Source organism: Arthrobacter sp. 1088, from assembly GCF_031455315.1.
Taxonomy (GTDB): domain Bacteria; phylum Actinomycetota; class Actinomycetes; order Actinomycetales; family Micrococcaceae; genus Arthrobacter.
This window is the reverse complement of the sequence record NZ_JAVDSM010000010.1, coordinates 197,292-213,331: the sequence shown is the minus strand read 5'-3', so window position 1 is coordinate 213,331 and position 16,040 is coordinate 197,292. Positions and strand designations below refer to the sequence as shown.

15 protein-coding genes are annotated in these 16,040 nt (G+C 61.8%); 7 read left to right on the top strand and 8 right to left on the bottom strand.

Going from position 1 to position 16,040, the window contains the following annotated elements:
• Nucleotides 1-6 precede the first annotated feature (6 nt).
• Nucleotides 7-1,038 carry an LLM class flavin-dependent oxidoreductase gene (locus J2Y41_RS17105; RefSeq protein ID WP_309930217.1) on the top strand — a complete coding sequence of 344 codons (1,032 nt, stop codon included), beginning with the start codon at nucleotides 7-9 and terminating at the stop codon, nucleotides 1,036-1,038.
• A gap of 89 nt (nucleotides 1,039-1,127) precedes the next feature.
• On the opposite strand, the gene J2Y41_RS17100 is transcribed toward J2Y41_RS17105, so the two are convergent.
• From J2Y41_RS17100 to J2Y41_RS17090, 3 genes are all read right to left on the bottom strand, one after another.
• Nucleotides 1,128-1,553 carry a ChaB family protein gene (locus tag J2Y41_RS17100; RefSeq protein WP_309930252.1) on the bottom strand — a complete coding sequence of 142 codons (426 nt, stop codon included), beginning with the start codon at nucleotides 1,551-1,553 and terminating at the stop codon, nucleotides 1,128-1,130.
• Nucleotides 1,554-1,644: 91 nt separating this feature from the next.
• Nucleotides 1,645-2,313, bottom strand: a complete 669-nt coding sequence (locus J2Y41_RS17095) for a response regulator (RefSeq protein WP_309930216.1) — start codon at nucleotides 2,311-2,313, stop codon at nucleotides 1,645-1,647.
• Complete coding sequence (locus tag J2Y41_RS17090; protein WP_309930250.1) at nucleotides 2,310-3,905, bottom strand: sensor histidine kinase; 1,596 nt, start codon at nucleotides 3,903-3,905, stop codon at nucleotides 2,310-2,312. The genes J2Y41_RS17095 and J2Y41_RS17090 overlap by 4 nt, the downstream gene beginning before the upstream one ends.
• A gap of 283 nt (nucleotides 3,906-4,188) precedes the next feature.
• Between J2Y41_RS17090 and J2Y41_RS17085 the strand changes: the two genes are divergently transcribed.
• The 5 genes from J2Y41_RS17085 to J2Y41_RS17065 all read left to right on the top strand — a co-directional run bounded on the left by J2Y41_RS17085 (nucleotide 4,189) and on the right by J2Y41_RS17065 (nucleotide 8,315).
• Nucleotides 4,189-5,199 (top strand): tripartite tricarboxylate transporter substrate binding protein, encoded by a 1,011-nt coding sequence (locus J2Y41_RS17085; protein WP_224094198.1) that lies wholly within the window; start codon nucleotides 4,189-4,191, stop codon nucleotides 5,197-5,199.
• Nucleotides 5,196-5,699, top strand: coding sequence for a tripartite tricarboxylate transporter TctB family protein (locus tag J2Y41_RS17080; protein ID WP_309930213.1), 504 nt, complete (start codon nucleotides 5,196-5,198; stop codon nucleotides 5,697-5,699). The genes J2Y41_RS17085 and J2Y41_RS17080 overlap by 4 nt, the downstream gene beginning before the upstream one ends.
• Nucleotides 5,699-7,309: a tripartite tricarboxylate transporter permease gene (locus J2Y41_RS17075; protein ID WP_309930211.1), complete on the top strand. Its 1,611-nt coding sequence runs from the start codon at nucleotides 5,699-5,701 to the stop codon at nucleotides 7,307-7,309. Before J2Y41_RS17080 ends, J2Y41_RS17075 begins: the two co-directional genes overlap by 1 nt.
• The gene (locus tag J2Y41_RS17070) at nucleotides 7,306-7,698 is read left to right on the top strand and encodes a universal stress protein (protein WP_224094195.1); all 393 of its coding nucleotides are present in this window, start codon (nucleotides 7,306-7,308) and stop codon (nucleotides 7,696-7,698) included. Before J2Y41_RS17075 ends, J2Y41_RS17070 begins: the two co-directional genes overlap by 4 nt.
• 86 nt (nucleotides 7,699-7,784) lie before the next feature.
• Entirely contained in the window at nucleotides 7,785-8,315 is a 531-nt protein-coding gene (locus J2Y41_RS17065; protein WP_309930208.1) for a GNAT family N-acetyltransferase, read from the top strand.
• A 31-nt stretch (nucleotides 8,316-8,346) separates the two neighbouring features.
• Here the strand turns inward: J2Y41_RS17065 and J2Y41_RS17060 are convergent, their stop codons facing one another.
• Both J2Y41_RS17060 and J2Y41_RS17055 read right to left on the bottom strand, forming a co-directional pair.
• Nucleotides 8,347-10,482 carry a glycogen debranching N-terminal domain-containing protein gene (locus J2Y41_RS17060; protein WP_309930205.1) on the bottom strand — a complete coding sequence of 712 codons (2,136 nt, stop codon included), beginning with the start codon at nucleotides 10,480-10,482 and terminating at the stop codon, nucleotides 8,347-8,349.
• 40 nt (nucleotides 10,483-10,522) lie between these two features.
• Nucleotides 10,523-11,605, bottom strand: coding sequence for a glycosyltransferase family 4 protein (locus J2Y41_RS17055; RefSeq protein WP_309930203.1), 1,083 nt, complete (start codon nucleotides 11,603-11,605; stop codon nucleotides 10,523-10,525).
• 219 nt (nucleotides 11,606-11,824) lie between these two features.
• On the opposite strand from J2Y41_RS17055, the gene J2Y41_RS17050 reads away from it, so the two are divergent.
• Nucleotides 11,825-12,523 (top strand): DsbA family protein, encoded by a 699-nt coding sequence (locus tag J2Y41_RS17050; RefSeq protein WP_224166353.1) that lies wholly within the window; start codon nucleotides 11,825-11,827, stop codon nucleotides 12,521-12,523.
• A 76-nt stretch (nucleotides 12,524-12,599) separates the two neighbouring features.
• On the opposite strand, the gene J2Y41_RS17045 is transcribed toward J2Y41_RS17050, so the two are convergent.
• The 3 genes from J2Y41_RS17045 to J2Y41_RS17035 are packed head-to-tail and all read right to left on the bottom strand — an operon-like array spanning nucleotide 12,600 to nucleotide 16,034.
• Nucleotides 12,600-14,138: an alpha-N-arabinofuranosidase gene (locus tag J2Y41_RS17045; protein WP_224166352.1), complete on the bottom strand. Its 1,539-nt coding sequence runs from the start codon at nucleotides 14,136-14,138 to the stop codon at nucleotides 12,600-12,602.
• 49 nt (nucleotides 14,139-14,187) lie between these two features.
• Complete coding sequence (locus J2Y41_RS17040) at nucleotides 14,188-15,084, bottom strand: carbohydrate ABC transporter permease (protein WP_224166351.1); 897 nt, start codon at nucleotides 15,082-15,084, stop codon at nucleotides 14,188-14,190.
• Nucleotides 15,085-15,086: 2 nt separating this feature from the next.
• Nucleotides 15,087-16,034, bottom strand: a complete 948-nt coding sequence (locus J2Y41_RS17035; protein ID WP_224094187.1) for a carbohydrate ABC transporter permease — start codon at nucleotides 16,032-16,034, stop codon at nucleotides 15,087-15,089.
• Nucleotides 16,035-16,040: the final 6 nt, after the last annotated feature.

Genomic DNA, 16,040 nt, shown 5'->3' with positions numbered 1-16,040 from the left:
AAGTCCATGCCAAGCCCCGAACTCCCCCTCCGCAAACTTGGATTTCTCACTATCGGCCTTTTCGACCCCGCCGATCCGGCTGCAGGGCACCGGTCAACGCTGGAGATCATCGAGCTCGGTGAGCAGTTGGGGTTCGACAGTGCGTGGCTGAGGCACCGTCATTTGCAGTTCGGGATCTCCTCCCCCGTCGCGGTGATGGCCGCCGCCAGCCAGCGCACGTCCAGGATTGAGCTCGGTACCGCGGTAACCCCGCTGGGTTGGGAAAATCCTTTGCGCCTCGCGGAGGACCTGGCCACTGTGGATCTGCTCGCCGGGGGACGGATCAATCCAGGGCTTAGCGTCGGCGAACCGATGCACTACGACACCGTGAAGCATGAGTTGTTCCCGGATTCCTCAGAAACAGAGGACTTCTCCTATGGCCGCGTAGAGCGCTTTGCCCGCCTGGTCGCCGGCGAAAAGGTTCGGGAGTTCTCCGGCAAGCAAGGTGTTGTGGAGGAATTCTCCAACCGGGTGGAGCCACACTCTCCCGGGCTGCGAAGCCGCCTTTGGTACGGCGCGGGCAGCATGAAGTCGGCCGTCTGGGCCGGGGCAAACGGCTTCAATCTTCTCTCCAGCAGCGTGATTTTCCCGGATGAGAACCAGGAACCTGACTTTGCCAAGGTCCAGCAGACACAGATCCGTGCGTACCGGCAGGCAGCCGCAGCGTCCGGAAACTCTGCCCGGGTCTCACAGGGCTTGGTGGTGATCCCCACAGATTCTGCTTCGGATGCCCAGCGCGAAAAGTACCAGCGCTACGTTGATGAACGTACTCCCCGGACGCGGGCGCCCCAAGGGCCGAAAGGCATGCTGTTCGCCCCGGATGTGATCGGGACCAGCGCTGAAATTGCCGAGCAGCTGTACGCCCATGCTGGGTTCCGGGAAGTCGACGAGGTAGCTTTCGCACTGCCGTTCAGCTTTGAACATGAGGACTACGTGCAGATCCTCACCGACATCGCAGCAAACCTGGGGCCCGCCTTGGGGTGGAAAGCCGCCGGATGACGAGATGTCCCGATGACGAGGTGCGACGACCGTTTCCGTGCCGAATTCTGATGGAGGGCCATGCTTAGCCAGCAATTCTCGGGCGAAGACTACCCGCCCCGCGCCTTCCGGGTCGCGGCGTCGTTGGCTTTCTGCAGAGCTTCCACCAGCTCGTCCTTGCTCATTTTCGAACGGCCCTTGACGTCCAGTTCCCGGGCACGTTGATAGAGATGTTCCTTGGAGGCGTTGGCGTCCACGCCCCCGGCGGTAGGTTTCGTTGATTCAATGCCTTCTGCCGCGTGCTGGTCAGAAGGACCCCGTTCCTCCTTCGCCTCCCAGTGGTCGCCGACTTTCTCGTAGCTGTGCTTCACCGCCGCATAAGCGGTGCGGGCTGCCCGGCCCTCATCGTTGTCGTAGGTCTCCATGGCGGAGTCGTAGGTCTTGGCGAAAGTATCCTGGGCCTTCTGCTCGGAGCGCTGCAGAGTGGATGGAAGTTCGTCTTTGCGGGCATGATCGTTCTTGCCGGTCTTGGGCATAGTACTCACGCTCCTTTGTCAGAAACCTGATCGTGGACGTGCATTCAGTTTATCAATTGACACCTGGGCCAGGCTGCCGGGGACGCACTCGTCACCTCCCCTTCAGCACGTACCTTCTTTCGGGACGCCCGACGCCGTACTTGAGCCTGACTTCCAACGCACCTTCATCGTGGAGGTACTCAAGGTAACGGCGGGCACTCACCCGGGAGGTCCCCAATTGCTCGGCAACTTCGGCAGCGGAGACATCGCCGGGAGCGGATTTCAGCGCAGCTTCCACCAACTCAAGCGTCTCTACGCTGCAGCCCTTGGGCAATGTCCGCTCGGACACACCGAGCCCAAACACCCTGTTCACATCCGATTGCTCAGCCACGTCCTTGGAGGCGTCCAACCCTTGGTAGGCATTCAGGTAGTGCTGAAGGCGCTCCTGAAGATCAGCCTGCGAAAAGGGCTTAATAAGATAATGGACAATGCCGCCGCGAAGTGCCTTGCGCACCGTCTCGGTTTCACGGGCCGCGCTGATCACCAGCACGTCAAGGTCCGGGGCAACGTCCCGGAGCTGATGCATCAGGTCCAGCCCGTTGATGTCCGGGAGATGGATATCCAGCAGCACAAGGTCCGGTTGGAGCCGCTGCGTCTCAAGGATGGCCTGCGCGCCAGTGTGCGCTACACCCACGACGCCGAACCCAGGCGTACGCTGGATGAAACCGGCGTGGACCTTGGCCACCATGAAATCGTCATCGACAATCAGTACTTTGATCACGGCTGCGCTGCCCCTTCGAAATCCGAATCGTGCTTGTTGAATCGTGCGGTGAAAACTGCCCCATGGTCGTTGGCTACTGTCAGGTCGCCACCGGACCGACGGCAGATCACCCGCGAGAGCGCCAGGCCGAAACCGCGGGCATCGCCGGGTCCTGGCTCCTTCGTGGAAAAGCCCTGCCGGAAAATGTCCTCAGCGGCGTCGGAGGGCACACCTGGACCGTTGTCCCGGACGGTGACTGAAACACCGTCCGCTGAGTTGACCACCAACACACTCACCGCCGCCCCAACCAGCCCGGTAACGGCGTCGAACGCGTTATCCACCAGGTTGCCCACCACGGTGGTGAGGTCCCGGGACAGTTCCTCGTTGACGCGCGGGAGCCCGGACTGCGGGTCGATCTGCAGTTCCACGCCGCGCTCGGTGGCCAAACTGGCTTTGGCTATCAGGAGGGCTGCGAGCGCAGGGTCCTGGATGCGGCTGGTCACTTCGTCGTTGAGCCGGGTTCGGTCCACGGTGGCGCCGTTGACGAACTGCACCACGGAATCGTATTCGCCAATTTGGATCAGGCCGGAAATGACGTGGAGTTGGTTGGCGAACTCGTGGGCTTGGGCACGCAAAGTGTCCGTCACGGTTCTGGTGGCACCAAGTTCGCGTTCCAAGGACGACAACTCGGTGCGGTCCCTGAGCGTTGTCACCGATCCGATGTCACGCCCGCGGGAGCGGAGGGCCACCCTGTTCATGACCACCAAGCGGTCCCCCACGAGCACCAACTGGTCCGGGTCTGATTGTTCCCGGGTGAGTACCACCTTCAGCGCACGGTCCACGTGAAGTGAGGCAAGTTTCCGGCCCACACAGTCTGCGGGCAGTCCCAGGAGTTGGCGGGCGCTCTCATTTGCCACGGTAATCCGCTCGTGAGGGTCAAGGGCGACCACCCCTTCCTTCAGGCCTTGCAGCATCGCTTCACGGTTTTCCACGAGCCCGGTGATCTCGCGGGGCTCCATTCCCAGGGTTTGCCGTTTGACGCGGCGGGAGAGCAGGAGGGAGCCGGCCACGCCCAGGACACTCGCAACGCCCAGGTAGGTGAGGAGGTTTGGCACCACGTCTTCCAGCCGTTCAAGGGCGGACGGATAGTTCCTGCTGATGGCGGCGATGCCGATCATGGTTCCGGAGTCGTCGAGCACTGGTACGTGTGCTGAGAGAACCTTCCCTTCATTGCCGGCAAGGACTCCGGTCCATGCCCGGCCTTCCTTGACCCTGCTGTCACCGAGCAGAAGCTGCTTGCCCAGCTGGCTGGGATCCGAGGAGGTCACCACTGTGCCGTCCAACTTTGCGAGTGCCACGTGGGAGGAACCCGAGACAGTCCGAATCGATTCGGCCACGGCGGGGAGGGAGGAGCCGTTTCGGGGTTCGGCAGTGGGCAACAAGGCGCGCACTGTGGGGTTGTTGCCCAAGGCCTCCGCGGCGGACAAGGCCCGGCGCCCTTCAGTTCGTTCGAATGCAGCGGCAGATTGGGCCAGGGAGATAGCTACGACAGCCACCAGGACCGCCAGGACGATCAACAACTGCAGCACAAGGTACTGCCCGGCCAGGGACATTCCTCTTCTTCGAGTCACTGTTTGGATCCTTTGGTGATTCCACTATGCAAGGGCCGCTAACAGCTTCAAAAGTAGTCCGCCTTGGCGTATCGGAACTATACCCTAAGCACGCTGAGCACCTTCGGGGCCGGGTGCCATAAGACTGCAAAGGCGTGAACGCAATGAACTTAAAGATCACTGCGAACACAAGAGAGATCACCGTCACGCCGGGACCTAGCATCAATTCACGGGGCACAACGCTGAGCGCCCTGCACAGAATTTCCATACTGAGAAGAGGAACACCATGCGCCAGATCCGCGCATTGCGAATCGCCGCCGTTGCCGCCGGCATCGCCCTGATGGCTACCGGTTGCGGCGCCACAGGTAAGAGCTCCACTGCTTCGTCCAGCTCCGGCGCTGCAGCCGGACCCATCACCGGCCTCCAGATCATGGTTCCCAATACTCCCGGTGGCGGTTACGACACCACGGCACGGGCCGCCGCCAAGGTCCTCGACGACGAGAAGATCGCCAACAACACGGAGGTCTTCAACCTCGCAGGCGCAGGCGGCACAGTGGGCCTGGCCCGGGTGGTCAACGAAAAGGGCAACGGGGACCTCGCCATGCTCATGGGCCTGGGCGTTGTGGGTGCCAGTTACACCAACAAGTCCGAGTCGAAGCTGACCGAAACCACCCCGCTGGCACGGCTCATTGAAGAGCCCGGCGCCATCATGGTCAGCAAGGACTCCCCGTACAAGACCATCGATGACCTCGTGAAGGCCTGGAAGGCAGATCCCGGCTCGATCTCCGTGGGTGGCGGTTCCTCGCCTGGTGGCCCTGATCACCTCCTGCCCATGCAGTTGGCGGGCGCAGTTGGAATTGACGCCACAAAGGTCAACTATGTGGCATACGACGGCGGTGGAGATCTTCTTCCGGCCATCCTGGGCAACAAGCTTGGATTCGCGGCTTCCGGTGCAGGCGAGTACCTGCAGCAGATCAAGTCCGGTGAAGTTCGCGTCCTGGCCACCAGTGGCGAGAAGCGTTTGGAAGGTGTTGACGCTCCCACCCTGAAGGAGTCCAACATCGATCTGGTCTTCACCAACTGGCGTGGAATGGTGGCCCCTCCGGGCATCAGCGAGGATGACAAGAAGTCGCTGATTGCCGCCCTGGAGAAGATGCACGAATCCGCTGGCTGGAAAGAGGCCCTGAAGACCCACAGCTGGACCGACGCCTTCATCACCGGTGACGAGTTCCAGAAGTTCCTTACGGACCAGGACAAGCGGGTGGCGGACGTGCTCACCAAGCTTGGCTTGGCGTGAGCACTATAGCAACAGGCCTGAAAGGCCGCGCCGAGCTGGGGGTAGCCCTCCTGCTCGGCGCGGTAGGCGTCCTTGTCTTCCTTGACGCCAACGGCCTGGCAACCCCGTATTCGAAGTCGGACCCCGTAGGGCCCAAGGCGGTTCCTTTCATCGTTGCCGGTCTTCTGGTGGTCTGCGCAATTTTGCTGGCCATCAACGTACTGCGTGGCGGCAAAGGCGAAGTGGAAGGCGGCGAGGACATTGACCTCGCACACCCCGCCGATTGGAAGACAGTGCTCCCCCTTGCAGGAGCCTTCATCCTGAACATCCTGCTCATCGACTGGGCGGGCTGGGTCATCTCCGGCACTGTCCTGTTCTGGGGCAGCGTGCTGGCACTTGGCAGCCGGCACTATGTCCGCGACGGGATCATCTCCGTTGCGCTGGCCCTGGCCACCTTCTACGGCTTCTACCTTGGCCTTGGCATTGCACTGCCGGCCGGACTCCTGGAAGGAATCCTCTGATGGACGTCTGGTCCTCTTTGATGGACGGTTTCGCCACCGCCCTCACCCCCCTGAACCTTCTGTACGCCATGATCGGCGTGCTCCTGGGAACGGCCGTTGGCGTTCTGCCAGGGCTCGGCCCGGCCATGACTGTGGCGCTGCTGCTTCCGGTGACGGCCGCCCTTGAGCCCACCAGCGCCTTCATTATGTTCGCCGGCATCTATTACGGCGGCATGTATGGCGGCTCAACAACCTCCATCCTGCTGAACACGCCCGGCGAGTCTTCGTCTGTTGTCACGGCCATCGAGGGCAACAAGATGGCGAAAGCCGGGCGGGCAGCCCAAGCGCTCGCGACTGCGGCCATTGGTTCCTTTATTGCCGGAACCATCGGTACGGCGCTGCTGGCAGGACTTGCACCGTTGGTGGTTCAGTTCGCCGTGAGCCTGGGCGCACCGAGTTACTTCGCCATCATGATCCTCGCCTTGCTGGCCGTCACCGCGGTCCTGGGTTCCTCCCGGCTCAGGGGCTTTGCCTCCTTGGGACTGGGGCTGGCCATCGGTTTGGTGGGCATTGACTCCGTTACCGGCCAGCGCCGCCTGACATTCGGCCAGCCGATGCTGGCCGACGGCCTGGACATCGTGGTGGTGGCAGTGGCCATCTTCGCCGTGGGTGAAGCACTGTGGGTCGCCGCGCACTTGCGGCGTTCACCGCTTCACATCATTCCTGTCGGACGGCCCTGGATGGGCAAGAAGGACTGGGCCCGCTCCTGGAAACCCTGGTTGCGTGGCACGGCCTTCGGCTTCCCGTTTGGTGCACTTCCCGCCGGTGGTGCCGAGATCCCCACGTTCCTCTCCTATGTCACCGAGAAACGGCTGACAAAGCATCCGGAGGAGTTCGGCAAGGGAGCTATCGAAGGCGTCGCGGGCCCGGAAGCAGCCAACAACGCTGCAGCCGCCGGAACCCTGACCCCAATGCTTGCCCTCGGATTGCCCACCAACGCCACAGCTGCCGTCATGCTCGCAGCGTTCACCTCGTACGGCATCCAGCCCGGCCCGCAGCTGTTCTCCAGCCAAGGCCCCTTGGTGTGGGCGCTTATCGCCAGCCTCTTCATCGGCAACCTGCTGCTCCTGCTCATCAACCTGCCCCTGGCACCTCTGTGGGCGAAACTGCTGCAGCTTCCCAGGCCGTACCTCTACGCCGGCATTCTCTTCTTCGCCACGTTGGGCGCCTACTCTGTGAACCTGCAGGCGTTCGACCTGGTGATCCTGCTGGTGCTCGGAGCCTTGGGATTCATGATGCGGCGCTTCGGACTACCTGTATTGCCCCTGATCCTGGGCGTCATCCTCGGTCCGCGCATCGAAGGCCAGCTGCGCAGGACTCTCCAGCTGTTCGCCGGTGACCCCGCCGGGCTGTGGAGCGAGCCGATCGCCGTCGTCGTCTATATCATCGTCGCCCTGATTATCCTCTGGCCGCTGCTCTTCAAGCTGGTCCGCCGCAACCGTCGAGTGCCAGCCAGCGTGGTCCCGGCCCACCCCGGCGAAGTGCTCCTCAAGGAGGACGCCGCCATCCAAGCTGACGAAAACAGCACCCGGATCCACCACAACAGCCACCACAACAAGGAGAAGCCATGACCATCGTGGTGGGATACGTCCCCACACCCGAGGGCGAAGCCGCATTGACCCAAGCCATTGCCGAAGCGAAGAAAAACAACGACACGCTGTTGGTGATCAACTCTTCCAAAGGGGACGCCCTGGTGGATAACAGGTACGCCCAGGAACCGGAGATCCAGACCATCGAGGAACGCCTTGCCCTCCAAGGCATCGAGCACATCATCAAGCAGCCCGTCCGTGGCCATGATGCCGCTGCTGAGGTACTGGATGCGGCCGACGAGCACAACGCGGAGCTGATTGTGATTGGCCTCCGCCGCCGCAGCCCGGTTGGCAAGCTGATTATGGGCAGTGTCTCGCAGAGGATCCTGCTGGAGGCGGACTGTCCGGTGCTCGCCGTGAAAGCAGACTAAACGTAAACCAGAAGATTGTGCCGGCTAATGCCCTTAGGATTCGTTCTTAGGGGCATTAGCTATACACAAACTCCAAGGGGGACCACGTGGCCGAGACCATCCGCACAGCAACAACTGACGACGCCGGAAAGCTGGCCGAGCTTGCGGCCGTCACCTTCCCGCTGGCGTGCCCGCCCGGCGCCTCAGCGGCTGACATCCAGGCCCATCTCGAAAAGACGCTCGCCGAGGCGAACTTCGTGGATTACCTGGCCGATCCGCACATCACAGTTTTGGTGCTCGACGACGACGGTCAGCTCAACGGATACACCATGCTGATTGCCAAGCCTGCTAGCGACCCGGATGCAGCCTCTGTGCTCTCGGCGCTCCCCTCCACGGAACTCAGCAAGTGCTACGTCCACCCGGACCACCATGGCCAGGGAGCCGCATCCCGCCTCATGAAGGCCTCAGTCGCGGACGCTGCGGAAAGGGGTGCGGCAGGAGTCTGGCTTGGCGTGAACAGTGAAAACGCCAAGGCGATCCGTTTCTATGAAAAGAGCGGTTTCCAGAGGGTGGGCACCAAGTCCTTCAAACTGGGCGACACCGTGGAACATGACTTCGTCATGGAGCACACGCTCTAGCCAGCACACGCTCTAGCCAGCACCCGGGCAGTTAGCCGAACAAGTCACCAGCCAGTGGCGGCCGGGGGTCGGAGCGCAGCTGCAGGCCGGCTGGCAATCCCGTCACCGTGCCGTTTCCCGAGGACGCCTGGATCGTGATCCGCGAGCGCCCCAGCAGCACGTTTTCTGCCTTGAACTCCCCAAACGAGTCCGGGAGGATGGGCGCCAGGTGGAGCACTTTCCTGGTGAAATCGGGGTCGAACCGCAGGAGTATGCGAGCCAGCTGAATAGGGGCCGCAGCCGCCCACGCCTGTGGGGAACACGCCGTCGGATAGGGCACCGGCTCCGGAAAGTCCGAGCGGTCAAAGCCGCAGAAAAGTTCCGGAAGCTGACCGCCGAAGTGCTCCGCGGCGTCGAACAATCCGCTCGCCACCCGGCTGGCTTCCTTCACGAAGCCATAGCGCATGAGTCCGGTGGCCACGACCGCGGTATCGTGCGGCCAGACCGAGCCGTTGTGGTAGCTGACAGGGTTGTAAGCGCCCATGTCCGAACCAAGGGTGCGGATCCCCCAGCCCGTGAACATTTCAGGTGACATCAGCCGCTCGGCCACAAGTGCAGCCTTGTCCTCGTCCACAATGCCCGTCCACAGACAGTGGCCCATGTTGGACGTGCAGGAATCCACGGGTTTCTTGTCCTTATCCAGGGCAAGGGCGAAATAGCCTTTGTCCGGCAGCCAGAAAGACTCGTTGAATGCCTCCTTGAGCGCTTCCGCCTGGTCCGCGCAACGGCGTTCGACGGCGGTATCGCCCGCGGCGCGCGCCAGCAGCGAACGCCCAACGTATGCTCCATAGGCGTAAGCCTGGACCTCACATAGAGCGATGGGTGTTTCAGCGATCGTGCCGTCGGCGAAGTTGATGCCGTCCCAGGAGTCCTTCCACCCTTGATTGATCAGGCCGTGGGTGTTGGGGCGTTGGTATTCGATGAACCCGTCGCCATCCCGGTCGCCGTATTTCTCCATCCAGGAGATAGCACGGTCTGCGTGGGGAAGGAGGGAATCGATGATGTCCGTCCCCAGACCCCACCGGCTGAGCTCGCCAAGCAGCATGACGAAAAGTGGCGTTGCATCGATGGTTCCGTAGTAGGCGGTTCCGCCCAAGGAGAGTCCGGCCGTGACTCCCAGCCTCACCTCGTGGGGCATGCGGCCGGGTTCTTCCTCGGAGTCGGCGTCCACTTTGCTGCCTTGAAGCCCGGCCAGTGTTTGCAGCGAGCCGGCCGCGAGTCCTGGGTCCACCATGAGTGACATGTAGGACGCCATGATCGAGTCGCGTCCAAAGAGCGCCATGAACCAGGGCGCCCCTGCTGCGACGGCAGCACGCCCAGGGTGCTCATGGTCGAAGATCCGCAACGAACCAAGATCGCTCTGGCTTCGTTCAAGGACTTCCTCCACGTTCCTGTCCGTGACGGCGATCCGGGGAACGTGCTCCGCCCAGGCCATATGCCGGCGGACGCCAATCGTGTGGTGCAGGGCCGTGGTTTCCGTAAACGGCTCGTCCGGCCCCTTTCCGTTGATCAGGGGAATGGCAATGACGCTGGTGCTCCATTGGCTGCGGGCCGGGATGGTGACATGGAATGTCAGTCCTTCCGGATTCGCTTTGGCACCCGAAGCCCGGAACGCCACGCCGCGACGTTCCCCGTTCGCGTGCACGGCCTCGATGTGCAGTTCCTTTTTGCGGGCCGTTTTCTCGGTGGCTCCTGCCCTGCTTGCCCGGCCACCTTTGACATCGAAAAGGTCGGCGAGGTCGGCGTCGATGAGCAACTCGATTTCGCACGGCGCCGGCTGGCCCGAGTAGTTCCGGATGGTGAGGTCATCGCGCAGGCCAGCGCCCACGTGCCGGTGGTGCTGGACCACCAAGGGACTGTCGAAACGACCATCGCTGGAGCACGCCCGGCCAACGTATTCGGCTTGGAAGGCGGTGCGGTTGGTGGTGACCAGGGGCTCCCGGAGGGCTCCGTTGATCCTGAGGATCCAGCGGGAGACGATCCGGGTGTCCTGGTAGTAGGTGCCCTGGGAGCCGCCGCCGTGGATGTCACCGGAATGCGAGGAGATGCAAAAGGATGAACCTTCGACGACGGTCACGGCACCCAGCTCGGAAGCGCCTGCCTCCGTATCAGCGTTCCAAGCAGTCATGGCCCACGAAGCCTTCCTCGGGAAATGTCCTGCTTATCGATCACAGGTTGATGGGGGCTTGCCTCTGATTGTCTTGCAACTTGCCGTTGCCGGGAAGGCCTCCGGCCTTGAATTCTTCGATGACCGTGGCATAAAGCTCCAGATGGTCCGCCGCCATCCGTGCTGCATTGAAATACTCATCCACGGTACGCCGGCACTCTGCACGGCTCAGCCCTTGCACGTCCTGTACAAACCCTGCGAGTTCATTGGTCTGCGCCAGATATCCTGTGACGCCATGCCGGACTATTTCCGGTGCAGCGCCCATTGGGGTGGACAGTACGGGTGTTCCGGTGGCCAACGACTCGATCATGACCAGCCCGAACGGTTCATGCCATTGGATGGGGTTGATCATGGCCATCGCTCCGCCCATCAGTTCGTACTTCTCCGGGTCTGAGAGTTCGCCCAGGAATTCTTCCTGGGAACCAAGGACCGGCTCCACGACGTCGTGGAAGTAATCCTGCTCATCCTTGGCATGCATCTTGGCAGCGATGCGGAGCGGCACCCCGGCCTCACGGGCAACGGCCACCGCCTCCAGCAGGCCCTTGTCCGGGCACATGCGTCCGACAAAGCATGCATATCCGCCGGTGCCGTCGCCGACGGAAACGGTGGACAGATCCAGGCCATGGTGGATGACGGCCGAAATTTGAAGGTCGGAGATGCGGCTGCATTGATCATGCGAAATGCCAATGATCGCGGTGTCCTGGGCCATATCCCGGTAGAGCCCTGCATACCTCGGTGTCAGCGGGCCATGGACGGTGGTCACCACGGGAACACCCGGCGGCCGGTGGGCGTAGAGAGGTCCGGCAAGGGTGTGGTCATGAATGATGTCCACGTCCTTCATGCCGGCATAAGCCTTGATGACGTGGTGTAACTCGCTGAGCGTCAGCCCCAGCTCTTCAGGCTCGCTGGGCCCGAAGCCCCGCAGCAGCGGAACGGGGCAGGTGCTGTCAGACGCCGCCGCCAGTAGTACGTCATGCCCTGCATCGGATAAGGCACGGGCCAAGGCATCCACAACCCGTTCCGTGCCGCCATACCGTTCCGGGGGCACTGTGAACCATGGTCCAACGATGAGTCCAACGCGCATGCTGAAGGCCTCCACAAATATGCGAACCCGCGCACGGGGTTCAACCTCGTGTTCATCGCGGCCCCAGACACACGCGATTCTTCGGGACGAAGAGCGCCCCACCGGCTGACTGCATAACCTGCTTCACACATTAGGCTGGGCACGCCAGCCCCGGCAATGGGTGACGAAAATAACAGACTTTTCCGGAATGCGCGCAAGGCCCTCGAAGTTGACCACAGCATGAAGATTGAGATCTGGTCCGACGTCGCGTGTCCCTGGTGCTACATCGGCAAGCGCCGCTTTGAGACTGCCCTGGCACAGTTCCCCCACCGTGATTCCGTGGACATCGAGTGGAAGAGCTACCAGCTGGATCCCTCAATCCCCGGGCACTATGACGGCACGGAATTGGACTACCTGAGCAAACGCAAGGGCCTGGCTCCGCAACAGGTCAAGCAAATGTTCGCCCACGTCACGGAGACCGCCAAGGGCGAGGGCCTGGACTATCACTTCGACAAGGTAGTAGTTGCCAACAGCTTCACGGCCCACCGCCTCATCCACCTCGCCGCAGCCCATGGCCGCCAGGATGCCGCCAAGGAACAGTTGCTCAGCGATCACTTTGAGCACGGTGAGGACATCGGCAACCAGGAATACCTCACGAAACTTGGCGCCGCTCTGGAACTGCCGCCCAACGAGGTCGCAGTGCTGTTCACCACCGACAAATATTCGGACGCCGTCAACGAGGACATCAATGAAGCCCGCGCCATCGGCGTCACCGGTGTTCCGTTCTTCGTGATCGACCGCAAGTACGGCATCTCCGGAGCCCAGCCGGCGGAGCTCTTCAGCGAGGCCCTGAACCAGGCGTGGCAGGAAGCCAATCCCCTGATCCCCGTGGGCGCATCCGACGCCGAAGCCTGCGGCCCGGACGGCTGCAGCATTTAACGCAACGCGGGGTCACTTAGGGCCCATGTTGGCTGTCAACATGGGCCCTAAGTGACCCCGCGTTGTTTCTAAGCGGCTAGTTTTTCACAACCTCAAGCTCGACGACGGCCCAGGACAATGCGGGCAGCGTCAGCCGGAGTTCCGAACCAGTCGCCTTGACGCCTTCCAGCGGCTTCATGCCGACCCGACCCTGCTGGTCCTGCGTGTTGATGGTGAACCTGTCACCGCCCTCGGGGATCTCCAGGACTTCGGCGCGGAGCACCTGGCGCGCGTCGAAACCTCGAAGGGCTGCCTCGACGTCGGCCGCTTCTTCCAGCCCACGGTTGGCGAAGAACAGCGCAACGCGCCCCGTTTCCTCGTTCCACGTGGCGCTGACATCCACAAGGTCCGTGCCGCCGAACCGCGCATTCTCGTACTTGTCCGAGTCCACGGAAAGCCGCAGGATCTGGCCCGTGGCAAGCTCGGCCATCCGGGCGAACGGGTGGAAGATGGTCTGCTTCCATGCCGGCCCGTTCTCTTCCGAGAGGATCGGCGCGATCACGTTGACAAGCTGCGCCTGGTTGGCGATCTTGACGCGGTCGCCGTGGCGGAGCAGCGAGTTGAGCAGGGTCCCCACCACCACGGCATCCGTCACGTTGTACTTGTCCTCGATGACGCGGGGGTGCTCCCGCCACGGGGCCTTGACGATGTTGCTCAACTGGTCCTCGGTGTCCCGCCCACGCTGGTACCAGACGTTCCATTCGTCGAAGGACAGGCTGATGTGCTTCTTGTGCTTGCCCTTCGCCCGAACGGCGTCCGCGGTGGCGATCACTGACTCGATGAAGTAGTCAGTATCGACGGCGGACGCCAGGAAGCTGCCGACGTCGCCTTCTTCTTCGAAGTAGTAGGCGTGGAGGGAAACGTAATCCACTTCGTCGTAGGTGTGGGTGAGGACCGTCTGCTCCCAGGCACCGAACGTAGGCATCCGGGAGTTGGAACTGCCGCAGGCCACCAATTCAATGTCCGGGTCCACGAACCGCATGGCCTTGGCCGCTTCCTGGGCAAGCCGCCCATACTCCTCGGCGGTCTTGTGGCCGATCTGCCAAGGACCGTCCATTTCGTTGCCCAGGCACCACAGCTTGATATCGAACGGGTCCTTGTGGCCGTTCTTGGCGCGGAGATCGGACCAGTAGCTGCCGCCAGGGTGGTTGGCGTACTCGACGATCTCGCGGGCAGCATCCACTCCCCTGGTGCCCAGGTTGATGGCTTCCATGATTTCCGTGCCGGCCTGCTTGGACCAGTCCACGAACTCGTGCAGGCCGAAAGCATTCGTTTCCACGGTGTGCCAGGCACCGTCCAGGCGGCGGGGCCGGGTTTCGCGCGGGCCGATGCCGTCTTCCCAGTTATAGCCGGAGACGAAGTTGCCGCCTGGGTACCGGATGACAGTTGCACCTAGTTCCTTGACCAGCTTCAGGACGTCCTGCCGGAAGCCGTTCTCGTCGGCCTCAGGGTGGCCGGGTTCGTAGATGCCGCTGTAGACACAGCGGCCCATGTGCTCCACGAAGGAGCCGAAGAGGCGCCTGGGTACCTCGCCGATGGTGAAATCTCGATCGAGGGTGATGCGTGCGCGGGACATTTATCTCCTTGGTTGTGTTCTGAAACAGTTGGTTGGCGAAGGTTCCGGATCAGGTTCCGGCGAGTCCCGTCGTCGCGACGCCCTTGATGATCTGGCGTTGGAAGAACAGGAAGACAACGATGAGCGGCAAAGCTGCCAGCAAGGCAGACGCCATGTTCTGCGCGTACTGGACGCCGTAGGCGCTCTTGATGGTTTGCAGGCCCACCGGGAGGGTCAGCAGGGAGTCGTCGTTGGTGGAGATGAACGGCCACAGGAAGTTGTTCCACGCACCGATGAACACGAAGATCGCGACGGCGGCCAGGATGGGCCGGGACAACGGCAGGATGATCTGCACGAAGATCCGGAGACGGCTGGCACCGTCCATCACTGCCGCTTCTTCAAGTTCATGCGGGATCTGGTCGAAGAACTTCTTGAGTACGAACACCATGGCGGGGTGAATCACCTGCGGCAGGATGATGGCCCACGAGGTATCGATCATTTTGAACGCGAGCATTTGGTAAAAGAGCGGAATCATCAGCACGGGTGGCGGGACAATGATGGCTGCGATGATCACGACCATCAGGACCTTCTTGCCTTTGAACTCGATCCTGGAGAGTGCGTAAGCAATAAGAGCCGAGATCACCAGTGTGATTGCCGTGATGGCCGCGGAAGTGTAGAGCGAGTTCCACGTCCAGAGCGGGATGTTCCCTGCCTGGAACACATTGACGAAAGCGTCAAAGGTAAAGCCCGACGGCGGGAACCAGCTGACCTTGGACGCTGACGCATCCGCTTCGGACTTGAACGCAGTAACCGTGGCCCAGGCGAAAGGAATCAGCCAGAGGACCGCAATGAAGGCGGCCACTGTGACTGCCGCGATCTTGCCCACTGTCAGCTTTTTGCGCGGCTGCCGTATGACTTGGCGGCTACCGCTGGCTGGGGTCGAACGGGTGAGGGTGGTGGTTGCCATGGCTATACGCTCCTGCGGCGGGTGATGACGAACTGCAGCGCGGAAACCAGCACGATCAGTCCGAAGAAGATGTAGGAGATAGCTGCGGAATATCCCAGCCTGTATCCGGTGAACCCGGTTTCGAAGATGTACTGGACCACGGGACGGGTAGATCCGCCCGGACCCCCGCCTGTCATCTGGTAAATCTGGTCAAAGACTTTCAGGGAAGCCAGGATCTGGAGCAACACAATCATCACGGTTGTGGGCGTGAGCTGCGGCATCGTGATGGAGAAGAATTGCCGCCAAGCGCCTGCGCCGTCCAATGACGCTGCTTCATAGTGCTGGACGGGGATGTTCTGCATTGCCGCCAGGTAGAGCAGGAAGTTGAAGCCAACAGTCCACCAGAGTGTCGCGATCACGATTGACCACATGGCCACATTGGGATCGTTGAGCCACCCCACTTTTGCTATGCCGAACTTTGACAGGAAATCGTTGATCAGGCCGAGCTGCGGGTTGTACATCCAGACAAAGAACAGCGACACAACTGTGGATGCCAGCAGGAACGGCGCAAAGTAGGAGAGCCGCCACAGCCACTGGGCTGGAAGGCCGATGTTCAAGAGGGCCGCCATCACCAACGCAATCAGCACCAGGGGAACCGTGCTGATGACTGTGAAGTACAACGTGTTGCCCAGTGAACGCCACATCCCGGCATCGGCAAAGGCTTCGGCGTAGTTGGAAAATCCGATGAGGGTGTCGTTGGCGCCTGTCAGGGATTTGCCCGTGAGACTCATGTAAAAGCCGTACAGAATAGGCCAAATGAGGAATACGAGGAAGAAAATCAGGAAGGGCGCTGCGAATGCCCACCCGTTCAGGGTGTCCCGGCTTCTTCGGAGAGATAGCCCGGCCTTGATGCCTGGGCTGCGTGTTGTCCGTGGTTGGCTGGTCTGCCGGGACAGTGTAGAGGAACTCATGAAGGA

Coding starts and splice junctions, on each gene's coding strand:
- J2Y41_RS17105 (WP_309930217.1), top strand. CDS start 7: ATGCCAAGCCCCGAACTCCCCCTCCGCAAACTTGGATTTCTCACTATC.
- J2Y41_RS17100 (WP_309930252.1), bottom strand. CDS start 1,553: ATGCCCAAGACCGGCAAGAACGATCATGCCCGCAAAGACGAACTTCCA.
- J2Y41_RS17090 (WP_309930250.1), bottom strand. CDS start 3,905: ATGTCCCTGGCCGGGCAGTACCTTGTGCTGCAGTTGTTGATCGTCCTG.
- J2Y41_RS17085 (WP_224094198.1), top strand. CDS start 4,189: ATGCGCCAGATCCGCGCATTGCGAATCGCCGCCGTTGCCGCCGGCATC.
- J2Y41_RS17075 (WP_309930211.1), top strand. CDS start 5,699: ATGGACGTCTGGTCCTCTTTGATGGACGGTTTCGCCACCGCCCTCACC.
- J2Y41_RS17070 (WP_224094195.1), top strand. CDS start 7,306: ATGACCATCGTGGTGGGATACGTCCCCACACCCGAGGGCGAAGCCGCA.
- J2Y41_RS17060 (WP_309930205.1), bottom strand. CDS start 10,482: ATGACTGCTTGGAACGCTGATACGGAGGCAGGCGCTTCCGAGCTGGGT.
- J2Y41_RS17055 (WP_309930203.1), bottom strand. CDS start 11,605: ATGCGCGTTGGACTCATCGTTGGACCATGGTTCACAGTGCCCCCGGAA.
- J2Y41_RS17050 (WP_224166353.1), top strand. CDS start 11,825: ATGAAGATTGAGATCTGGTCCGACGTCGCGTGTCCCTGGTGCTACATC.
- J2Y41_RS17045 (WP_224166352.1), bottom strand. CDS start 14,138: ATGTCCCGCGCACGCATCACCCTCGATCGAGATTTCACCATCGGCGAG.
- J2Y41_RS17040 (WP_224166351.1), bottom strand. CDS start 15,084: ATGGCAACCACCACCCTCACCCGTTCGACCCCAGCCAGCGGTAGCCGC.
- J2Y41_RS17035 (WP_224094187.1), bottom strand. CDS start 16,034: ATGAGTTCCTCTACACTGTCCCGGCAGACCAGCCAACCACGGACAACA.